The 18606-nt window shown below is 72.4% G+C and carries 19 protein-coding genes and 1 tRNA gene; 11 read left to right on the forward strand and 9 right to left on the reverse strand.

What is annotated here, in order from left to right; translation table 11 throughout:
* Window positions 1-387 precede the first annotated feature (387 nt).
* Window positions 388-2115 (reverse strand): hypothetical protein, encoded by a 1728-nt coding sequence (locus AB0N76_RS07860; RefSeq protein ID WP_363554314.1) that lies wholly within the window; start codon window positions 2113-2115, stop codon window positions 388-390.
* A gap of 34 nt (window positions 2116-2149) precedes the next feature.
* On the reverse strand, window positions 2150-2878 hold the full coding sequence (locus tag AB0N76_RS07865; RefSeq protein WP_363554316.1) for a hypothetical protein: 729 nt from the start codon (window positions 2876-2878) through the stop codon (window positions 2150-2152).
* Window positions 2879-3152: 274 nt separating this feature from the next.
* Between AB0N76_RS07865 and AB0N76_RS07870 the strand changes: the two genes are divergently transcribed.
* Window positions 3153-3419, forward strand: a complete 267-nt coding sequence (locus AB0N76_RS07870) for a hypothetical protein (RefSeq protein WP_363554318.1) — start codon at window positions 3153-3155, stop codon at window positions 3417-3419.
* A gap of 64 nt (window positions 3420-3483) precedes the next feature.
* On the opposite strand, the gene AB0N76_RS07875 is transcribed toward AB0N76_RS07870, so the two are convergent.
* Window positions 3484-3556, reverse strand: a tRNA-Lys gene (locus AB0N76_RS07875).
* A gap of 184 nt (window positions 3557-3740) precedes the next feature.
* On the opposite strand from AB0N76_RS07875, the gene AB0N76_RS07880 reads away from it, so the two are divergent.
* Window positions 3741-4322 (forward strand): hypothetical protein, encoded by a 582-nt coding sequence (locus tag AB0N76_RS07880; RefSeq protein ID WP_363554320.1) that lies wholly within the window; start codon window positions 3741-3743, stop codon window positions 4320-4322.
* 139 nt (window positions 4323-4461) lie between these two features.
* Here AB0N76_RS07880 and AB0N76_RS07885 read toward each other — a convergent pair whose 3' ends face one another.
* Window positions 4462-5628, reverse strand: coding sequence for a HAMP domain-containing sensor histidine kinase (locus tag AB0N76_RS07885; RefSeq protein ID WP_363554322.1), 1167 nt, complete (start codon window positions 5626-5628; stop codon window positions 4462-4464).
* A complete protein-coding gene (locus tag AB0N76_RS07890) occupies window positions 5625-6299 on the reverse strand; it encodes a response regulator transcription factor (RefSeq protein WP_363554324.1) in 675 nt (224 codons plus the stop codon). Before AB0N76_RS07890 ends, AB0N76_RS07885 begins: the two co-directional genes overlap by 4 nt.
* A 145-nt stretch (window positions 6300-6444) precedes the next feature.
* Here AB0N76_RS07890 and AB0N76_RS07895 point away from each other — a divergent pair, with 145 nt between their 5' ends.
* Both AB0N76_RS07895 and AB0N76_RS07900 read left to right on the forward strand, forming a co-directional pair.
* Window positions 6445-7050, forward strand: a complete 606-nt coding sequence (locus AB0N76_RS07895; protein ID WP_363554326.1) for a M15 family metallopeptidase — start codon at window positions 6445-6447, stop codon at window positions 7048-7050.
* A 146-nt stretch (window positions 7051-7196) separates the two neighbouring features.
* Window positions 7197-8081 carry an endonuclease/exonuclease/phosphatase family protein gene (locus AB0N76_RS07900; RefSeq protein WP_363554328.1) on the forward strand — a complete coding sequence of 295 codons (885 nt, stop codon included), beginning with the start codon at window positions 7197-7199 and terminating at the stop codon, window positions 8079-8081.
* A gap of 18 nt (window positions 8082-8099) precedes the next feature.
* On the opposite strand, the gene AB0N76_RS07905 is transcribed toward AB0N76_RS07900, so the two are convergent.
* Window positions 8100-8678, reverse strand: a complete 579-nt coding sequence (locus AB0N76_RS07905) for a TetR/AcrR family transcriptional regulator (RefSeq protein ID WP_363554330.1) — start codon at window positions 8676-8678, stop codon at window positions 8100-8102.
* A 91-nt stretch (window positions 8679-8769) separates the two neighbouring features.
* Between AB0N76_RS07905 and AB0N76_RS07910 the strand changes: the two genes are divergently transcribed.
* A complete protein-coding gene (locus AB0N76_RS07910; RefSeq protein WP_363554332.1) occupies window positions 8770-9216 on the forward strand; it encodes a DUF1772 domain-containing protein in 447 nt (148 codons plus the stop codon).
* A gap of 17 nt (window positions 9217-9233) precedes the next feature.
* Here AB0N76_RS07910 and AB0N76_RS07915 read toward each other — a convergent pair whose 3' ends face one another.
* Window positions 9234-9923 (reverse strand): nucleotidyltransferase domain-containing protein, encoded by a 690-nt coding sequence (locus tag AB0N76_RS07915; protein ID WP_363554334.1) that lies wholly within the window; start codon window positions 9921-9923, stop codon window positions 9234-9236.
* A gap of 120 nt (window positions 9924-10043) precedes the next feature.
* Between AB0N76_RS07915 and AB0N76_RS07920 the strand changes: the two genes are divergently transcribed.
* Window positions 10044-11324, forward strand: coding sequence for a crosslink repair DNA glycosylase YcaQ family protein (locus AB0N76_RS07920; protein ID WP_363554336.1), 1281 nt, complete (start codon window positions 10044-10046; stop codon window positions 11322-11324).
* A 32-nt stretch (window positions 11325-11356) separates the two neighbouring features.
* Window positions 11357-12163 (forward strand): SDR family oxidoreductase, encoded by an 807-nt coding sequence (locus tag AB0N76_RS07925; protein ID WP_363554338.1) that lies wholly within the window; start codon window positions 11357-11359, stop codon window positions 12161-12163.
* Window positions 12164-12179: 16 nt separating this feature from the next.
* On the opposite strand, the gene AB0N76_RS07930 is transcribed toward AB0N76_RS07925, so the two are convergent.
* Window positions 12180-12638, reverse strand: a complete 459-nt coding sequence (locus tag AB0N76_RS07930; RefSeq protein WP_363554340.1) for a MarR family winged helix-turn-helix transcriptional regulator — start codon at window positions 12636-12638, stop codon at window positions 12180-12182.
* A 168-nt stretch (window positions 12639-12806) separates the two neighbouring features.
* Here AB0N76_RS07930 and AB0N76_RS07935 point away from each other — a divergent pair, with 168 nt between their 5' ends.
* Window positions 12807-13535, forward strand: coding sequence for a tyrosine-protein phosphatase (locus AB0N76_RS07935; RefSeq protein ID WP_363554342.1), 729 nt, complete (start codon window positions 12807-12809; stop codon window positions 13533-13535).
* A 37-nt stretch (window positions 13536-13572) separates the two neighbouring features.
* On the opposite strand, the gene AB0N76_RS07940 is transcribed toward AB0N76_RS07935, so the two are convergent.
* Window positions 13573-14388, reverse strand: coding sequence for a hypothetical protein (locus AB0N76_RS07940; RefSeq protein WP_363554344.1), 816 nt, complete (start codon window positions 14386-14388; stop codon window positions 13573-13575).
* Window positions 14389-14625: 237 nt separating this feature from the next.
* On the opposite strand from AB0N76_RS07940, the gene AB0N76_RS07945 reads away from it, so the two are divergent.
* From AB0N76_RS07945 to AB0N76_RS07955, 3 genes are read left to right on the forward strand one after another with little or no spacing between them, the layout of a single operon-like run.
* Window positions 14626-15345, forward strand: a complete 720-nt coding sequence (locus AB0N76_RS07945) for a hypothetical protein (protein ID WP_363554346.1) — start codon at window positions 14626-14628, stop codon at window positions 15343-15345.
* Between the two features lie 2 nt (window positions 15346-15347).
* Window positions 15348-16778, forward strand: a complete 1431-nt coding sequence (locus AB0N76_RS07950) for a hypothetical protein (protein ID WP_363554348.1) — start codon at window positions 15348-15350, stop codon at window positions 16776-16778.
* On the forward strand, window positions 16778-18598 hold the full coding sequence (locus tag AB0N76_RS07955; protein WP_363554350.1) for a DEAD/DEAH box helicase: 1821 nt from the start codon (window positions 16778-16780) through the stop codon (window positions 18596-18598). The genes AB0N76_RS07950 and AB0N76_RS07955 overlap by 1 nt, the downstream gene beginning before the upstream one ends.
* The last annotated feature ends 8 nt before the right edge of the window (window positions 18599-18606 follow it).

Raw genomic sequence — 18606 nt, forward strand, 5'->3', positions numbered from 1 at the left:
GCCTCCTTGGCGGCGCCCCCCGCGCCGGCCTTGCCCTGGGCGGCCCGGCGGGCCTCGGCGCGGCCACCCGGACGTGGCTGGGGCACCGCCCCCTTGGACCCGCCGTCGGCCGTGAGCGCGCCGGGCGCGTCATCGCCGCGAGCCGGACCCTCGCCCCACTGACCTGACATGCGTGTACCTTTCACCACCGGACGCCGCGCCCCTACGGCCGGACGCACTGCACACAGAGAGACGGTCGAGACCGCCCCCAGGTTGCACATACGACGGTCGCAATAACCGACGAGCACCCCGGCTCCGCCCCCACCAGCCCCCACCGTGGGCCCGATGTCCCCAGTGGGCCCATTTGGATCATACAAACCGATTATCCGGTTCCGTCGACCCACGGGGTCAGCTGTAGTCCTCGCCCATCCGCGCGGCGGCGACGTTGGCGGACAGCCCCCAGCGTGTCCGGTGTTGCCGAACGCTGGGTTCCGGCGCCACCGGCTCGGGTAGCTCGGGCCCCTCCGGGGCGGCCGACCCCAGCACCGAACCGAGTCTCACCACCAGCCAGAACAGCCGCTGTTCCGCGCTCTCGGCGTAGACCGGCCGGCCGCTCTCCGCGAACTCCGCCAACTCCCGTACGGCGGCCGCCGCTTGGCCGGACTCCTCGCGCAAGTCCGGTCCCCCCGGGGGTAGCTCGATCAGTTCCGCCAGCAATGCCAGTTCGGTGGCGACGGCCTTCCCCGCGTGCAGGAGCGCCTGCGGACTGCCGGCCCGGCCCAGGGGCAGGGCTTGTGGCCCACCACCCCCGCCACCGGCGAACACCCGAGTGCGGGTCACCTCGCCGGCCAGCACCCGCACGGTGTCGAGCAACTCGTCCAGCAGCCGCTCGGGCGGTGCCCCGGACGGCACCGGGACCGGTCGGAGCCACCTCCACTCGCGGCCGGGACGGCGTCCGTGCTGGGCGTCCGGGGTCTCGGGCCACGGCGCGGCCCAGTTCCTGCCCCGCCCGAGACCGGTGTTCACGGGTACCCACCCCTCGGACCCGATGCCCAGCACCCGGTGGTCCGGGTCCATGAGCTCGGCGAACACCGGTTCCGGCAGCACGGCCAGTGGCCGCTGTCCGCCCCACCGGGCGACTCGGACATCCGTTGCGGCCGACCGTAGGCCACGCCGGCCGATGGCCACCAAGACCGCTTCCGGCTCCCCCGGCCCCCGGAGTCCGAGCCACATCGCCGGCCGGGTCGGCGAGAGGTGGCGGGGAAGCTCCGCCATCAGCAGCCGAAACCAGCCGCGCACCGACTCCGGGTCCGCGCGGTCCGGCAGGACGACCAGCATCCCGTCCCCCCGGTCGCGGGCCGGCCCGTCGCCCCAGCCGACCGACCGGGCAGCGGCCGCCAGGACCGCCTCCACCGTGCGACGGAGCACCTCCTGTTCGAAGCGTTCCCGCTCCCTGCCGAAGCCCTCCACGTCGAGCAGCAGGACCATGTAGTACGAGGCGTTCCTCTGACCCGGCACCGCTCGGCACCTCTCCCGCTGCGTCGCACGTTCTTTGATGACCGCCTGCCGCTGGACCCCGTGCAGCACGAACGGATGGGAGTACTGGCCCTCGTCGCGGACGGCCCGCCGGATCGTGCCGCCCCCGCCGGACGCGAGGAGCAGGTCCAGGGCCCGCGCGGCCTGCCGGTCACCCAGTTCCCCGAGGGCGCGGATCAGCACCACGACCGCGGCGGCGCAGCTCCACGCCGGGATCTCCCCGATACCCGGGAGGTCCACCAGGTACAGGGCGTCGGCGGACGGCGTCCGATCCCCGACGGCGGACCACTCCTCCGGCCCGTCCCATTCCTCGACGTCGTCGCCGACCTCCCAGGCGTACTGCTCCGCGCCGATCGCCGGCTCGATGCCGTCCGGGTCGAGGTCGAGGGCGAGCGAGGACTCCCCCAGGGTGATCAGGAAGGTCTGCAGTGCCGGGCTCAGCCCGCTGACGTCGACCTCGGCCGCGCCGTCGGGCGGCAGGCCGAGGGCGGTCAGCTCGTCCGCCCAGGTGCGGGACTCGGCGTCCGCAGCCCCCGAGAGGGCTGCCAGGGCCCAACGGATCAGGTCGCCGGTGACGGCCTCGGGCATGGGATTGGTCATGGGTGCGTCCTCCTCCGTTCTGGTCTGTCAGGCCCTACTGGCCGTCGTCGAGGCCCTTGCGGAACCGGGCCATCCGCATGGCCACCGCGTCCGCGCTGAGACCGAGCAGGTCGCCGATCTCCCGGTCCGTGAGACCGCAGGACCGTCCGTGTGCAATCTTCGCGAGCACCCGGCGCCGCTCCGGGGGAAGGCCGGGCCGCCGCTTCGCGATCATCTCCTCGGCCATCGCCACGCCGGCCTCCCCGTCGCGGAAGACCTCGTCCGCCGCCGGGCTGCTGCCGTACGCGGCCTCGGGCAGGCCGTCGCCGAGGAGCAGATCCATCTGCTCCAGCCGGTACCGGCGGTACCAGCGGCGGTGGACCTCGGCGAAGGCGAACAGCACCGCGCCGACGAAGTACGAGGCGAGCGTGGTGCCGCCCTCGCACTTCCAGCCGCCGCCGATCAGGGCGTGCTCACGGAAGCGGTTCCAGGCAAGCGTGACCGCCTCGCCGACCACCGACTCCCGCTCGTCCGCCCGCTCCCGCAGCTCGTCCTTCGCCCTCTGGTCGCGCTCCAACGAGCGGCCGACCTCGAAGCAGCGCCGGTAGATCTCGCCGCTGCCGATCCACTTGTGCAGCGCCTTCGTCCCGAGGTCGAGCAGCCGGGCCTCCAGCAGCACGTACTCGGGCCCGGCCCAGCCGCGCGCGGCCAGCCGCTCGACGAGCGCCTGGTCCGCCTTCCGCCGGACGAGCGAGTCCTCGGGCGGGCCCGGGGCGGTCGACAACCGCTGTGCGCCCCGATGTCTGCCCGATGGCGTCGGTTGCGGCAACGCGCCGCTCCACTCGACCTGCACCATCGACCCTCCTGCGTTCCGGCGCCGCACCGCGCTGCCCTCGGCCGGCGTTATAGGCACCGGCCCCCACGGAACCAACGGACGATCAGATTTCTTTTCTCCCAAGGTTTTTGTTCACCGGACCGTGGGCCGGGCGGCCGCCCCCGGCCTATGCCGGTGGCGACCGGGTCCGCCGGACCCGCCGCCACCGCGCAGGAGTACGACCATGTCTCACCAGCAGAACCCCGCCCCGGCCACGACGGAGCAGCCGGCGCCCGCCCTCCCGGTCGTCCCGGTCGTCCCGGTCCCGCTCGCGCCGGCCCCGACCGTACCCGCCGAGCCGCAGGACGGGGCGGCGACCCCGGTGCTGGACCTGCGGGTCGGCGGGGTGCGCCTGATGCTCGAAGTGCCCGCCCGCCTGCACGTGCTGGCCTCCGGCCTGATCACCTCGGCGATCGCGGGCGGCCTCGGCTACCTCTTCGCGGGCCGCTGAGCGGCGGCCCCGCCCATGCGAAAGGCCCGGGTCGGACGTCGTCCGGCCCGGGCCTTCGCCGCGGTGGGGCGCCAGGGGCTCGAACCCTGAACCTACGGATTAAAAGTCCGCTGCTCTACCCATTGAGCTAGCACCCCGTACACCGTGGACATCATGCCAGACCGGGCCGCCCCGTGGCGCCCAATACCGCGTCGGCTCCCACCCCCTACCCGGGTAGGGGGTCGGCGTTGGCTCCCCGGGTTGACGCCGCCCGGCCCGCCCGGCCCGTAGCTTTCCGGTCGTCGGCACAACGGCCCGACCCGAACCCGGAGGAACACGACCATGGCGATCACCGCTCCGCACCGCACCGGCCCCACCACGGCGTCCGGTTCCGCGCGTCGGGTCGCGCTCGGCTCCGCGCGCCGGGTCGGGTACGCCGCGGCGCTCCTCCCGGCCTCGCTCGTGACGATCGGCGCGGTGGCGACCGGGCGCGCGGACCGGGCCCGCCGCTGGTGGGCCGCGGCCGCCGGGCAGGACCCGCGGGCCGCCGCCCACCAGCCCGGTCCGGCCCGGCTGCTGGCCCACGCGCTGCTGTGCGTGCCGCTCGGCCTGCTGGCGCTGATCCCGATCGCGATGGAGGCGCTGTTCGTACTGCGCGGCGTCCTCTACCCCCTGGTCCAGCCCGGCCCCTACACCGACGCCTGGGGCGGTCCGACGATGGGCGGAGCCTGGCTGGCGCACTTCGGCGTCGGCCTGCCGACCGCGCTCGCCGGGCTGGGCGCGCTCTGGCTGCTCCACCGTCTGCACGCCCGGCTGGCGGGCGGCCTGTGGGGCCACCGGGTCGGCCTCGCCCCGGTGCTGACCACCGTCGCCCTGCTCGCCGGCGGCACGCTGCTCGTCAACGCCTGGCTGCACCAGCTCTGACCGCCGGACGGGCGGCACCGGATCGGCCGGGTGACGCCGTCGACCCCGCAGCCCCCCCGGCGACGCGCCACTCGGCACTACCCGGCCCCACCAGGCGTGACCACCACCCCGCCACCGCATCAGCGGCCGGGTGCCGCCGTCAACTCCCCGGCCGGTCCGGGCCCGTGGCGGGCGGAACGGCCCCGGCGGGCAGGTCGACGGTCACGTGCAGGCCGCCGGCCGGTTCGGGGGCCAGCCGCAGTTCGCCGTGGTGGGCCTCGGTGACGGCGGCGACGATCGCCAGGCCCAGCCCGTGGCCCCGGCGGGCCGGGTCGGTCCCGGCGGTGCGCCCGCGTCCGCGCAGGAACGGTTCGGTGAAGGTGGCCACCGCCGCCGCGGTGAGCAGCGGTCCGGTGTTGTCGACGGAGAGCCGGACCCGGCCCGGGCGTTCGGGGTCGGCCCCGGTGGTGACGGTGATCCGGCCACCGGCCGGCAGGTTGTGGCGCAGCGCGTTGTGCAGCAGGTTGACGGCGGTCTGGCGGAGCAGGACGGGATTGCCGGTGGCCGGGGCGGGACGCAGGTCGGCGGTGATGGTGACGCCGAGGGCGCGGGCCTCGTCGCGGACGGCGGCCAGGGCCTGCCCGGTGGTTTCGGCGAGGTCGAGGGGGCCGAGCTCGGGCGGGGTGTGGCCGAGCTCGGCGAGCTGGAGCAGGGCCTCGCTGATCTCGATGCCGCGCTGGTTGGTGTCCTGGAGGCGGCGGACGAGCTCGCCCCAGTCCTGGCCGGCCGGGTCGGCGGCGGCGACCTGGAGCATGGTGCGGGTGATCGCCAGCGGGGTGCGCAGTTCGTGGGAGGCGTTGGCGGCGAAGCGCTGCTGGGCCTCGAAGGAGCGCTGGAGGCGTTCGAGCATCTCGTCGAAGGCGTCGGAGAGGTCGGTGAACTCGTCGCGCGGCCCGGCGAGGGCGATCCGGTGCTCCAGGGCGCCGCTCGCGGCGGCGTGGGCGGCGCGGGTGATGTCCTGGAGGGGGCGCAGCACCCGGCCGGCGATCAGCCAGCCGCCGACCATCCCGACGGCGGTCAACAGGGCGAGGGCGTAGCCGGAGGCGGTGAGCAGCGAGTCGAGGATCTCCTGGCGGGACGGGGCGTCCGCGCGGTCGCGCGGGTTGGAGGAGGTCAGCGGGTAGTTGGGGACGTAGCGCATGCCGACGTAGACCACGGCGAGGGAGAGCGTGCCGGCGGCGACGGCGAACAGGGTGTAGCTGAGGGTCAGGCGCATCCGGGCGGTGAGCCGGCGGGGGCGTCCGCCGGTGCCGGACCGGCGGCTCATCGGGCGGGGTCCTCGGTGCCGAGGCGGTAGCCGACCCCGGGCACGGTCTGGATCACCCACGGATCGCCGAGGCGTTTGCGCAGGCCGGAGATGGTGATGCGGACGGCGTTGGTGAACGGGTCGGCGTTCTCGTCCCAGGCGCGTTCCAGCAGGTCCTCGGCGCTGATGACGCCGCCGCGGGCGGTCATCAGGACCTCCAGGACGGCGAACTGCTTGCGGGAGAGCGCGACGTACCGGCCGTCGCGGTAGACCTCGCGGCGGAACGGGTCCAGGCGCAGCCCGGCGTACTCCAGGACGGGCGGGGCGGCCTGGGCCGGGCGGCGGGCCAGTGAGCGCAGTCGGACGACGAGTTCGGGCAGGTCGAAGGGCTTGGTCAGGTAGTCGTCGGCGCCGAGTTCGAAGCCGGCCACCTTGTCGTTCAGCCGGCCGGCGGCGGTGAGCATCAGGACCCGACAGCCCAGGCCGCGCTCGACGATGCTGCGGCAGACGTCGTCGCCGTGGGTGCCGGGGATGTCGCGGTCGAGGACGACGACGTCGTAGTCGTGCACGGCCAGCCGCTCCAGCGCGGCGTCGCCGTCGGTGACGATGTCGCAGGCGATCGCCGCCAGCCGCAGTCCGGCCTGGACCGCCTCGGCGAGGTAGATCTCGTCCTCCACCACCAGGACCCGCACGTTCCGTTCTCCCGTCGTCCGCGTCGTTCGTCCCCCATTGGACCCGATGGGGCCTATCGAAAACGTATCGACCTGCGCAGACGCCCTCGCAACACCGCTCCTCCTCGAATGGATCCCGGCAACGGACCGACGACAGGAGGCAGGAATGGACGGGGTGCGGACGACGACGACCCGGGTCCGGCGGCGGCTGGCCGTGGGAACCGCGGCGGTGGCGGTGACGGCACTGGCCGGGGCGTGCGCCGCCGGGGCGCCGGGCACCGGGGACGTCCTGCGGACCCTGGCGGCCACCGCCGGCGCCGCCGCCTCCCCGGGGGCGGAGGCGGACGGGGAGATCCCCGACGGCACGGCACCGAGCCCCTTCGACACCGCCTCCCCGGCCGTGCGCAACCTCGACGCCCCGCTGCTGGACGCCCTGCGGCGGGCGGCCGGCGATGCCCGCGCCCAGGGCGTCGAGATGACGGTCACCTCGGGCTGGCGCAGCAAGGCGTACCAGCAGCGGCTGCTGGACCGGGCGGTGGCCAGGTACGGCGGTCTCGAACAGGCGCGGCGGCTGGTGAACACCCCGGAGAAGTCCGCGCATGTCAGCGGCAAGGCGGTGGACATCGGCCCGACCGCCGCGGACGACTGGCTGATCCGCAACGGCGCCCGGTACGGGCTCTGCCAGGTGTACGCCAACGAGATGTGGCACTTCGAACTGCGTACCCACCCGGGCGGGACCTGCCCGGCGCAGCTGCCGGACGCCGCCGGGTGAGCGGGCCCGTGGTGACCGCGGACGCGGGCTCGGGCTCGGGTGCGGCGGTCGGCCGCCCGGCGCGTGGCCGACGGCGGGCGGCGCGGTGGCGGTCGGTGCCCCGGTGGCGGTCGGTGCCCTGGTGGCGGCGCGGGCCGGTGCCTGCCGTGCTCGGGTCGTCCGCCGCGCTCGCCCTGGGCGGGCACCGGCTGGTACCGGACCTGGGCGTCGGCCTGGGGAGCCTGTGGGAGAGCGTCCTGCCGTGGAGCGGTCTGGCGGTGGTGGCGGTGCTGCTGTGCGCGGTCCTGCTCCGGGCGCCGGTGGCGGCCGGAGCGGGCGGCGTGCTGGCGGCGGTGTGGCTGGGGGTGTTCGGGCCGCTGCTGCCCTCCGGTGGCGTGCCCCCGGCGGGCGGGGCGGGGCTGACCGTGGTCACCCACAACGTGAACGCCCACAACCCGGACCCGGCCGGCACCGCCCGCGCGCTGCTGGCCGTCCGGCCGGACCTGGTCGCACTGGAGGAGGTCACCGACGCCGCGCTGCCCGCCTACCGGAGCGTGCTGGACGGGGAGCTGCCGCACCACGCGCGCAGCGGCACCGTCGCGCTGTGGAGCCGCTACCCGGTGACGGAGTCGCGGCGGCTGACCATCGACCCCGGCTGGAACCGTTCCCTGCGGGCCGAAGTCCAGGCGTCCGGTGGCCCGTTGGCCGTCTACGTCGCCCATCTCGCCTCGGTCCGGCCGACCGTCACCGGCTTCGCCACCGCCCACCGCGATCGCGACCTGGCCGCCCTCGGCCAGGCCTTGGACGGGGAGCCGCTGCCCCGGGTGCTGCTGCTGGGCGACCTCAACACCGCCGCCGACGACCGCGCGCTCGCCCCGCTCACCGACCGCCTCACCCTCGCCCGGACCGGCTTCGGCCTGACCTGGCCGGCCGCCTTCCCGCTGGTCCGGATCGACCACGTGCTCACCCGGGGGCTGCCTGCCACCGCCACCTGGCCGCTGCCCGCCACGGCCAGCGACCACCTCCCGCTGGCGGCCCGCACCGGACCGTAGCCCCCGGGGAGGTGGGCGTCAGACCACGGCGAGGCGGTCCACCAGCAGGTCCACCCGCCACGCGATGTGCTCCGGCGGCAGCCGTCCCGCCCTGGTCAGGGTGGCCAGGCCGTGCAGGGCCGCCCAGAACGTCTCGGTGAACAGGCCCGGGTGGACACCGTCCCCGGCGACCTCGGCGAGGCTCTCCAGCAGGGCCGCGAAGGCGTCCTTCAGCGGCTCCGGCGTGTCCTCCCGCGCGAACGCCAGGCCGCCGTCGAGCTGGAACATGGCGTCGTAGACCGCCGGGTTGCGCTCGGCGAAGTCGAGGTAGGCGCGGGCGAGCGCGGCGACCCGGCCGCGCGGGCCGGCCGCGGCCGCCGTCGCGGCCCGCAGCGCCACGGCCATCTCGGCGGCACCCTGCAGGGCGACGGCGCCGATGATCTCGCGCTTGCCGCGGAAGTGGCTGTAGAGGACGGGCTGGCTGTACTCGATGCGCTCGGCGAGCCGGCGGGTGGTGACCGCGTCCCAGCCCTGCTGCTCGGCGAGTTCGCGGGCCGTCGCCACGATGAGGCGCTCGCGGTCCGCCCGTTCGCGCTGCTTGCGTTCCTGTACCGACATGAGCCGATCCTAGCACCGCTAGACAATCGAGCGGCAGAAGGTCTAGCGTTGCCTCATCGCCTAGCAGCGCTAGATTCCCGGAGGGGGAGCCATGTTCGACGCACTTGAGATCGTCACCACCGTGATCACCGGCCTGATGGTGGGGGTGGAGTTCTCGGTCGCCTTCATCGTCAACCGGATCTTCAAGGCACTCCCCGAGGAGGCCGGCCAGGCCGGCCGCGCCCACGGCGGCCGGATGCTCGGCGCCCTGATGCCGTTCTGGTACATCACCTCGGTCGTCCTGAGCGGCGTCTGGGCCGTCGCCGGATGGGACCGGGAGGGCGCCGGCCTGGTGATCGTCGCCGCCGGGCTGCTGATCGTCAGCGTGCTGATGTCCGTGCTGCTGCTCGTCCCGATCAACAACCGGAGCGTGACGTGGACCCCCGAGAACCGGCCCGCGGACTGGAAGGAGCAGCAGGACCGCTGGGACCGCTACCACTACGCCCGGGTGGGCGTGATCGTCGCGGCCTTCACCCTGCTGGTCACCGCCATCGCCTAGGCCGTCTCTGCCACGGGCTACCCGGCTGCGGGGTAGTGGGCGGCGCGGACGCGGTGCAGCCAGGCGTCGGCCGGCCGCTCGTCGGGGCGGTCGGGCAGGACGCCGGGGCGGTCGAGCCGCTCCTCGGCCGCCGCGAGCAGCACCTCGGCGTGGGCCGGATCGTCGGCGATCCGCTCGCCGAGGGCGCGGACCCGCTCCGGCTCGGGCAACCGGACCAGGTTGTGGCCGGTCTCGTGCAGCCGGACGGCCTGGTCGAGCAGCCGGACCAGGTGGCGGGCGTGCTTGGCGGCCCGGGCCCGGGTGGCCGGGTCGGTGGTGTCGCGGGTCAGCAGCTTCCGGAACTGCTGGGTGGCGTAACCGAGATAGGCGTTGCGGACGGCCCGGGCGCTCAGAAACGAGCCGCGGATCGCTATCAGCTCCTCGCCGAGCGGGGTCCGGACCTCGTACAGGTCCTCCGGCAGCCAGACCAGTTCGGACGCGGTGGGGTTGCAGCTCAGCGCCAGCCGGCACCACTTGGCGGCCTCGTGCAGGGTGCGGTCCGGGGCGGTCGTGACGTGCGACTCGGCGGGGCGGTGCAGGCCGTGGAAGCGCTCGGTCGGGGCGGCGAACAGGCCGAGCCGGTCGATGTCCGAGCCGGCGTGGGCCAGCCCGTACGCGGTCGAGCCGACGATGCCGGACAGCAGGACGGTACCGGGGGTGCTGGACATGGGACGGGGCTCCTTCCACCGAATTCCTGTTCGTTCCCGGCAGGCAGTCTCGCCCGACCGGGCCGCGCCGGGCGAGCGAATTCCGGGGGTGGCGGGGCGGGCGGCCCGATACTGGGCCGCATGGCGAGGGCGAACGGCGAACACGGCCACGGGGTCGACCCGGCGAAGCTGCGGGCCTGGTGGGCGCACCGGCAGTGGCTGGACGGCGCCCGCGTCGGCTCCTCGGGCGGTTCCGCCCACGACCCGTCCGCCGACGGTTCCGCCCACGACCCGTCCGCCGCTGCCGGCCCGTCCGCCGCCGAGGTGCTGGCGGCCACCGGCTGGGCGCGTTCCGTGGGCGGCGCGGCCCCGTACCTGGGCCTGTTCGCCCGCGCCGGGCTGGGCCGGGCGGCGGTGGACGCGGCGGTGGCCCGGCTGGAGGTGCACGAGCTGCCGGCCGCCCGCGGCTGCACGTACGTCGTCCCGGCCGAGGACTTCGCGCTGGCCCTGGCGGTCGGGGCGGCGGCCCCCGAGGGCGAGGCGGCGGCCGCCGCGCGGCACCTGGCGGTGACCAGGGACGAGGTCGAGCAGCTCTGCCTGGCCGTGGACCGCGCGCTCGCCGAGGCGGGGAAGCCGCTGGACCCGGCGGCGCTCCGGGCGGCGACCGGCGAGGCGGTGCGGCAGCTGGGCGAGGCGGGGCGCAAGCGCGGACTGTCGACCACCCTGCCGCTGGCCCTCGGGCTGATGCAGTCGCGCGGCCAGCTTCGCCGGGTGCCGGTCAACGGCCGCCTGGACCAGCAGCGTTACGGCTACGCCCGGTGGGACCAGCCGGTCGCGGGCGGCGCGGCCGACCTCGCCCGGCGGTACTTCGGCTGGGCCGGTCCCGCCTCGCTCAAGCACTTCCGCTGGTTCTCCGGCTTCGGTGCCGCGACCGCCCGGCAGGCCGTCGCGGAGGCCGGCGCGGTGCCGGTCGCGCCCGGCTCCGAGCTGCTGCTGTTGCCCGAACTCGCAGAGGAGTTCGCCGACTTCACGGTGCCGGCCGAGCCGTACTACACGCTGCTGGCCGGCATCGACGGGATCCACCTGCTCCACCGCGACCTGGCCCGGCTGGTCGACCCGGCGGACGCGGCCCGCCCGCTCCCGGCCGGCCGGGCGGGGCGGAGTTTCGGGACCGAGGCCGACCCGCAGACGCACATCGTGCTGGACCGCGGGCGGATCGTCGGCTTCTGGGAGTACGACACCGAACGCGCCGAGATCGTCCACCTGTCCTTCGTGCCGCCGAACGCGGAACTGCGCGCGGCGGTGGCCCGGACCGAGGCGTTCGTCCGCGACGAGCTGGGCGACGCGCGCGGGTTCAGCCTGGACTCGCCGAGCAGCCGGGCCCCCAAGATCGCCGCGCTGCGGGCGAGTTCGGGCCGGTAGCGCCCCGACGGCGCTCGGGTAGGGTACGGACCATGTCGACCAGCAGCGCTCCCGCCGACCCGCACCGCGCCGGCCACCCCGGCGGCGGCCACCCCGGCGGCGTCGTCCTCGTCACCGGCGCCGGGCGCGGCATCGGCTCCGCCACCGCCCGGCTGGCCGGGCGGCGCGGCTACCGGGTCTGCGTCAACTACCGCGCGGACGAGGCCTCGGCGGCGGCCGTGGTGGCCGCGATCCGGGCCGAGGGCGGCACCGCGCTCGCCGTCCGGGCGGACGTCACCCGCAGCGCCGAGGTGGCCCGGCTGTTCGACACCGTCGACGCCGAACTCGGTCCGCTCGCCGCGCTGGTGAACAACGCCGGGACGCTGGAGAAGCAGGGCCGGCTGGAGGACATCGACGAGGACCGGCTGAACCGGATCTGGGCGGCCAACATCACCGGCCCGTTCCTGTGCGCCGCCCAGGCCGTCCGCCGGATGTCCACCCGGCACGGCGGGAGCGGCGGCGCGATCGTCAACGTCTCCTCGGCCGCCGCCCGGCTCGGCTCGCCCAACGAGTACGTGGACTACGCGGCGGCCAAGGGGGCCGTCGACGCGATGACCCGCGGGCTGGCCCTGGAGGTCGCCGCCGAGGGCATCCGGGTCAACGCCGTCCGGCCCGGGCTGATCCACACCGACATCCACGCCCTGGGCGGCGAGCCGGGCCGGGTCGACCGGGTCGCCCCCGGGCTGCCGATGCGGCGCGGCGGGCAGCCCGAGGAGGTGGCGGAGGCGATCCTCTTCCTGCTCTCCCCCGCCTCCTCGTACACCACGGGCGCCTTCCTGGACGTCTCCGGCGGGCGCTGAGCGGCACCCACCCGACTCAGTGGTGCCAGGCGCGGCCGCCGGTGTTGTGGATGAACCGCTGGAGGACCTTGAGGGTGGTCCGGTACTCCTCGTCGGAGATGTCCGCGTGGCGCTCGGTCCAGAGGTCGCCCTGCAGGGCGGCCGCCCGGTCGAAGAACGCCCGGCCCTCGGCGGTGAGGGCGAGCCGGCCCTCGGCGTCCTCGACGACCCAGCCCCGGTCGACGGTCGTGTCGATCTCGGCGGCCAGGGCCTCCGTCCCGGTGTCGAGGTAGTCGCGCAGGACCAGCGAGACCTCCTCCCGGGTGCGCGGGAGGTCCGAGCGGGCGAGCTGGGCGAGCACCCACCACTGCGGCTGGGTGGTGCCGAGCTCCGCCAGGGCCCCCCGGGTGCGGCTGACGACGGCCTTGTAGGCGGCCCAGCTCCAGTAGCCGATCGGCTGCTTCACCAGTTCGGCGTCGCTGTGCGAGTACTCCACGGTCGGTCCCCTCCGAGTGCTCCGGTGTCGATCACTTCGACGGGACCGACCCTAGGAGTTGAAGTCGACTTCAGGTCAAGCGTCGTTTCCGTCCCTTCCCTCCCCCGCCGCTTCCTTCCCTCCTCGTTTCCTTCCCCCGGCGACGGCCGCGACCGTACGGTGGGGGGCATGACCGACGACCTGCCGGACCGTGAACCCGACCTGCCGTCCGCCTTCCTCGACATCCCCGGGGTGCGCAACTTCCGCGACGCCGGGGGCGTCGGCTCGCTCCGCCGGGGCGTGCTGTTCCGCTCCGGCTCCTTCCACACCCTCGCGCCGGAGGGCGCCCAGCGGCTCAAGGCCCTGGGCCTGCGGACCGTGATCGACCTGCGGAGCCCGTTCGAGCTGGAGGTCTGGCCGGACGTGCGGCACGGCCTCGACCACGAGACGCTCAGCCTCCCCACCCTGCCGGCCAACCGGGAGGACACCGACCAGCCCTGGCCGGAGGGCCAGGCCGAGCTGTACCCGTTCATGGCCGCCACCGCCGGCCCGTCGCTGGTCGCCGCGATCCGCCGCCTCGGCACCCCCGGCACCCTGCCGGCCGTCGTCCACTGCGCCGTCGGCAAGGACCGCACCGGCCTCACCATCGCCGTCGTGCAGTCCCTGCTCGGCGCCTCCGAGGCCGACGTCACCGCCGACTTCCTGCGCTCCAACGCCGGCCTCGGGCTGCTCGACGGCCCCACCCCCTACATCGACGAGACCGGCACCGAACGGGTCTCCCGCCCGATCGCCGCCGAACTCCTCGCCTCCTCCTTCGCGTGGATCCGCGCTCACCACGGCACCCTCCCCGCCTACCTCCACGCCCACGGCGCCACCGAAGCCGACCTCGCGGCCCTCCACACCAACCTGTCGACCTGAGCCCCGAACCCAGGCCTGGGGGCTGCTTGCCGGCACCTCATCGTGCAGCAGCCCTCAGCACCATGCCGGCGTCGTGTGGGTGACCGTACTCATGGAGCTCCAACGCCACCTTGATGACGTCCCTGTCAGCTTGACCGCGGACGTAGATCTGGATCAGGTTCTCGGCGAGCTGATCCTTCTGCCGTTGACGGAGCAGTACCAGTGCCGCAGCACTCTCCAGGGGGCTGAGCACCTCCGAAACCTCCTGGAGCAACGCGGCCACGGCCACCAGATCTCCATCGCCATCCAGTTGCGCCGCGCGATCGGCCAGTTCCCGCGCAGCCGCCACCTCGTTCGCGCTCCGCTGCCGGTCCCCCTCTCCTTGGGCGACCGGCAGCGGAGAAAACTCGCTGCCGGTCGCCGTCTCCGCCGCCACCGGAACCTCTTCGTTCTCTTCGGAGCCGGCTTGCAAACCCTCCAGCCGCTCCACCTCCGCCCGAAGGTGGTCCCGCTCCTGGAGGAGACTGGGGCAGGCCTGACAGAGCGCCCCTTCAGCGCCTCTACTCCGCTCGGCATCGCCGTGGAGCTTGCGCAGCTCAACCTTGCTCAGACCGTCCGATGGTGTCGCTAACTCGGCCGCCAGGTCCTGCAGCAGCGAGACAAAGCTCCAGGGCGGAACCCGTTTGCCGTTGAGGTAGCGGGACAGCTCACCAGCGGTCGTCCTGCCGTACCCACGGTCAGCGAACAGAGCTGCTGCGCGCTCCAGCGTCATCTCAGGCAGGCGCTGATAAAGGCCGATGAGGGCCTCTGCCAGCCGGTACCTGCCCGGAGCCAGATCCTCGCTGAGCTTCGTCCCGACCTGTCCTGCCCGCATCTGACGCCGCACCCCTCTCAGCCCTGCCGCGCCGCCGCCTGGCCGCTGCCGCCCTTAACTCCAGTGTGCAACAGCACCACTTTGACTCATCTGCGCGCAAGATCCTTTCCCTATGGACCTTCCGCTTGCGAGGGTGCCCAATAGATCCATCTCCTGAAGCAGCAAGGGGTTTGCAGTGGCGTGCGGCTGCCGCCGGACGTTGTGCACCGTTCATAAGAATGGGAAGCGGAGGGGCTGATGATTCCGTTGCCGTCATGGCAGGACAAAGAGGCGCACAAGGGGGGCATGGTCCGGGCAGCACTCTGGCTTGAGTCCGAGGTCGGACTCGGCAATGTCTTCACCAGCGGCCAGCTCCGCCAGGCGTTCCCCGGCGAGGAACAGATCGGGCGGCGCCTCCGTGACCTGCGCGACCATGGCTGGCAAATCGACACGCACCGTAACGATCGCACGCTCCTTCAGGATGAGCGACGGTATGTCCGGAAAGGGATGGAAGTCTGGGTTCCTGGCCAGGCCAAGGCACCCGAACGCAAGGCAAGCCTGACTAGTACGCAGCGCGCCAAGGTCCTTGAGGGCGACGGATTCCTCTGCCGGACCTGTGGAATCGGTTCGGGCGAGTCCTACGGCGACGGGATCGAACTCTCGCTGCTGAACGTCTCCCGCCGCACGGTTCACCTTCCCGATGGGTCCTCGACAACCCAGCTGTTGACCGAGTGCAAGCGGTGCAGCACGGGGACGACCGACCGGGCGGTCGATCTCACCGAGTTGCTCGGCAGGGTCCTGACCCTTGCCTCACTGGAGCAGAAGGTGCTCGCCAAGTGGATCAAGGCTGACCGTCGCACGCCGAGCGAGCTTGAGAGCATCTGGGGGCTTTACCGGACGCTGCCGCAGGAGTCTCGCAATGCCATCGCCAGCGCCATGGACGCCGGCGTGAACAAGCACGAGGGGATGGGGAAGTAATCATGTTGCGGGAGTTCCCGCCGCCACCGCGCGCGGACGAGTTCAGCGAGCTGATCAGGAAGCGCCTGGAGGAGGTCAAGACCACAGGCAGTACTCGTGAAACGGTGACCGTTGACTGGAACAACAACCCGCTGCACGTCGAGGTCGTCGATCTGCCGCTGAACGGCCTCTACTTCAACCCTGGCACTCACCGGGTCCGGGCTCAGCGCAGCCACGACCCGGCGCGTGATGCTCTTCTCGACCGGGAGCCGTGGGGGGTCGAGGGACAGGACTACCTGAAATTCCTCCTCCAAGCCGAGCCGGCCGACCCGAGCCGCCGGGACACCGCTTTCGACAAGCTCAAGGAGAGCCTGCGCGACTTCGGCCAGAATGACCCGGGCCTCGTGACGCACCACGGTGTCCTCGTGAACGGCAACACCCGTGCTGCTGCGCTTCGTGAGCTGGGTGCCCGTTCGATGCGCGTCGGCGTTCTGCCTGAGTCCTTCACCTGGACGGACATCAACTCCGTTGAACTCGCCCTGCAACTGCGCAAGGACCACCGGCGCGACTACTCCTACATCAACTGGCTCCTGGCCATGGAGGAACAAGCTTCACTGGGACGCACCCCGGATCTCATCGCCAAGGAGTTCCGGATCAGGCCGGCCACCTATCATCAGGGCCGGTGGATCCTCAGCACCATCCGTGAGCTGATTGACCGCAGCAGGAGTGAGGGCGGGACGGCCCTTCGCATCCTCGACTTCGAGGACGACCAGGAGAAGCTCCGCGAGTTGCACCGGACCTACACCAACCTGGAGAGCACCGACCGGGACCAGGCAGAGATCCTCAAGGAGAACCGTCTGGCAGCAATTCTCCTCGGCTTCTCCAAGACGGATGTCCGGCACATTGACGAGGACTTCCTGAGGAACGGATACCTCAGCAAGTCACTGCCGGCTGGATTCACCGACGGGGTGAGCAACGCCGAACCCGAAGCCGTGACAGTGCCCGGTCTGGGGATCGAGATCCCAGCGGCATCGTCGCCGGTGGCCGCTGCTCGCGCCATCAATGACCAGATCCTCCGAGCCAAGGCAGCCGCCCGCAGCAACGGTCCGGAGCTCCAGAGCGCCACACAGCATCAGGCTCAGACGGTGTTCGAGGACGCCCGGACGGCCTTCGACAGCGCCATTGACGCCGCAGGCCGGGACGCTCGATTGCGGAAGCGCAAGCAGATGGCACCCGCCCGCATCGCCGATGCCTGCCTGGACATCGACCAGTCCGTCATCGACCTCGTCCAGGCCCGCTCCTCTGGCAGCTTCGATGAGGAGGCGTTCGACGATGCGGTACTGAAGCTGAGGGAGAGTCTCCGCAAACTCGCCCGCCAGGCCGGGCGCGGAGTCCCGGTCCCCGGCGAGGGCCTGGCGTGGTTGCTGGCCGCCGCGGCTACGGAGACGTCCTGATGGCAGACAGCACCGTCGAGGCGTCTCTCAGCCTTGCTCTTGACGAGAAGCGGACAAAGGTAATCCTGAGGACAACTCAGGGCCACCAGGCAGATCTCGTCCAGCTGGCCGCCCGTTTCCGTACGGGTGGCCAGCTCGGCCCGCTTGCCGCGAGCGTGGACCTGGATGACCTGCTGGCCGGCCTCGGCGAGATCAACCGATGGCCACACCACGCTGGTGTGGACTGGGATCCCCAGCTCAGCAAGCTGGTCCGCGGGGTCGTCCAGGACGCCGCCACAGTCAAGAAGCGGCTGGAGTCCCCGTCCGAACAGCTTGACAAGCTGTCACCCAGCGATGTCCAGACTCTGCTGGGGCTGGAATGGACAGCCGATCTCGGGGAGTTCCAGCAACGCGACATCACCAAGCTCCTCTCCCTCCAGCACGGAGCGAACTTCAGCGTGCCCGGGGCCGGCAAGACCCGCGCCGCACTGGCGGTCTACGCCGCGGAGCGGGAGGAGAAGAAGGTCAGCCGCCTGCTGGTGGTATGTCCCAAGTCGGCCTATGAGTCCTGGCAGTTCGAAACCGGCATGTGCTTCGCCCATCCGCTACGGACCCAGATCCTCGACCGGTCGCTCGACCCGTTCGCGGAGGTGCTCATCGTCAACTACGAGCGCCTCGACCGGTCTCTCCCTACCCTGGCCACGTGGCTCCAGGCCAGCCCGTCAATGATCATTCTGGACGAAGCCCACCGGATGAAGCTCGGCGCACGTGGCACCTACGGTGCGGCGTGCATGGCGCTCGGACCGCTTGCCCAGCGCCGTCTCATTCTCACTGGAACGCCTGCCCCCAACGGCTCCAAGGATCTTGAGAATCTACTGGGCTTCGTGTGGCCTGGGCACGGCCAGCGGACTGTCTCTCAGGCAGTGGCCGGCGGCGATCTCGCCCACGCCAGCAGGGTTCTCCGCCCTCTCTTCACCCGTACCACCAAGCAGGAGCTAGGCCTCCCCCCGGTGGACCTGAAAGTGCGGTACGTCGAGATGCCGCCGGTCCACAGGGAGCTGTACGACTCACTCCGGGGCGGTATCGCGAGCAGAACCGCCCGCGACGACCTGAGCGCGCTCGGGAAGACCGCGCTTCGTCTCCTGATGGCTGCGATCAGCCCTGCCCTTCTGCTTGAGGGCCCCAGCCGCTACGAGCCGCTTTCCTACCAGCTACCGCCGCTGGAGGTGCCGGAGAACGACTCACTGTTCACCCTCATGCAGAACCTGCCCAGCTACGAGCTCTCGCCGAAGTACAAGGAGACTGCGGCGATCGTGGCTGAGAATGCCCGAGCCGGCCGCAAGACCTTGGTTTGGACGACCTTCGTACGAAGCCTGACGACCTTGTCCAAGCTTCTTGAGGCCTATGGCCCCGCTACAGTCCATGGCGGCACCGTCGACCGCGATGAACAGATCCGGAGGTTTCGCGAGGATCCGGACTGCATGGTCCTTATCTCGAACCCGGCCACGCTGGGGGAAGGCATCAGCTTGCACCAGGTGTGCCACGACGCTGTCTACGTCGACCGTGACTTCATGGCCGGCCGGTTCCTGCAGAGCCTCGATCGCATCCACCGCCTTGGCCTGGCTCCCACGACGGAGACCAAGGTCACTGTGCTAGCAGCACAAGGCACGATCGACGGGGTGGTCGCGGCACGCCTCGAACAGAAGCTGGAGTTCATGGGCCGGATTCTTGATGATCCCACCGTCCAGCAACTCTCCGACCTGCAGGAAGAGCCTTCCATCGCCGCCGGTCTCGCGGAAAGCGACATCCGGGACCTCCTTCAGCACATAGGAAGAGGCTGACCTGCCCT

It is taken from the genome of Kitasatospora sp. NPDC093806, assembly GCF_040683335.1.
Taxonomy (GTDB): domain Bacteria; phylum Actinomycetota; class Actinomycetes; order Streptomycetales; family Streptomycetaceae; genus Kitasatospora.

Bases quoted from the DNA above. Each gene is read 5' to 3' on its own strand.
- AB0N76_RS07860 (WP_363554314.1), bottom strand. From the start codon at position 2,115: ATGACCAATCCCATGCCCGAGGCCGTCACCGGCGACCTGATCCGTTGG.
- AB0N76_RS07870 (WP_363554318.1), top strand. From the start codon at position 3,153: ATGTCTCACCAGCAGAACCCCGCCCCGGCCACGACGGAGCAGCCGGCG.
- AB0N76_RS07880 (WP_363554320.1), top strand. From the start codon at position 3,741: ATGGCGATCACCGCTCCGCACCGCACCGGCCCCACCACGGCGTCCGGT.
- AB0N76_RS07885 (WP_363554322.1), bottom strand. From the start codon at position 5,628: ATGAGCCGCCGGTCCGGCACCGGCGGACGCCCCCGCCGGCTCACCGCC.
- AB0N76_RS07895 (WP_363554326.1), top strand. From the start codon at position 6,445: ATGGACGGGGTGCGGACGACGACGACCCGGGTCCGGCGGCGGCTGGCC.
- AB0N76_RS07905 (WP_363554330.1), bottom strand. From the start codon at position 8,678: ATGTCGGTACAGGAACGCAAGCAGCGCGAACGGGCGGACCGCGAGCGC.
- AB0N76_RS07910 (WP_363554332.1), top strand. From the start codon at position 8,770: ATGTTCGACGCACTTGAGATCGTCACCACCGTGATCACCGGCCTGATG.
- AB0N76_RS07915 (WP_363554334.1), bottom strand. From the start codon at position 9,923: ATGTCCAGCACCCCCGGTACCGTCCTGCTGTCCGGCATCGTCGGCTCG.
- AB0N76_RS07920 (WP_363554336.1), top strand. From the start codon at position 10,044: ATGGCGAGGGCGAACGGCGAACACGGCCACGGGGTCGACCCGGCGAAG.
- AB0N76_RS07925 (WP_363554338.1), top strand. From the start codon at position 11,357: ATGTCGACCAGCAGCGCTCCCGCCGACCCGCACCGCGCCGGCCACCCC.
- AB0N76_RS07935 (WP_363554342.1), top strand. From the start codon at position 12,807: ATGACCGACGACCTGCCGGACCGTGAACCCGACCTGCCGTCCGCCTTC.
- AB0N76_RS07940 (WP_363554344.1), bottom strand. From the start codon at position 14,388: ATGCGGGCAGGACAGGTCGGGACGAAGCTCAGCGAGGATCTGGCTCCG.
- AB0N76_RS07945 (WP_363554346.1), top strand. From the start codon at position 14,626: ATGATTCCGTTGCCGTCATGGCAGGACAAAGAGGCGCACAAGGGGGGC.
- AB0N76_RS07950 (WP_363554348.1), top strand. From the start codon at position 15,348: ATGTTGCGGGAGTTCCCGCCGCCACCGCGCGCGGACGAGTTCAGCGAG.
- AB0N76_RS07955 (WP_363554350.1), top strand. From the start codon at position 16,778: ATGGCAGACAGCACCGTCGAGGCGTCTCTCAGCCTTGCTCTTGACGAG.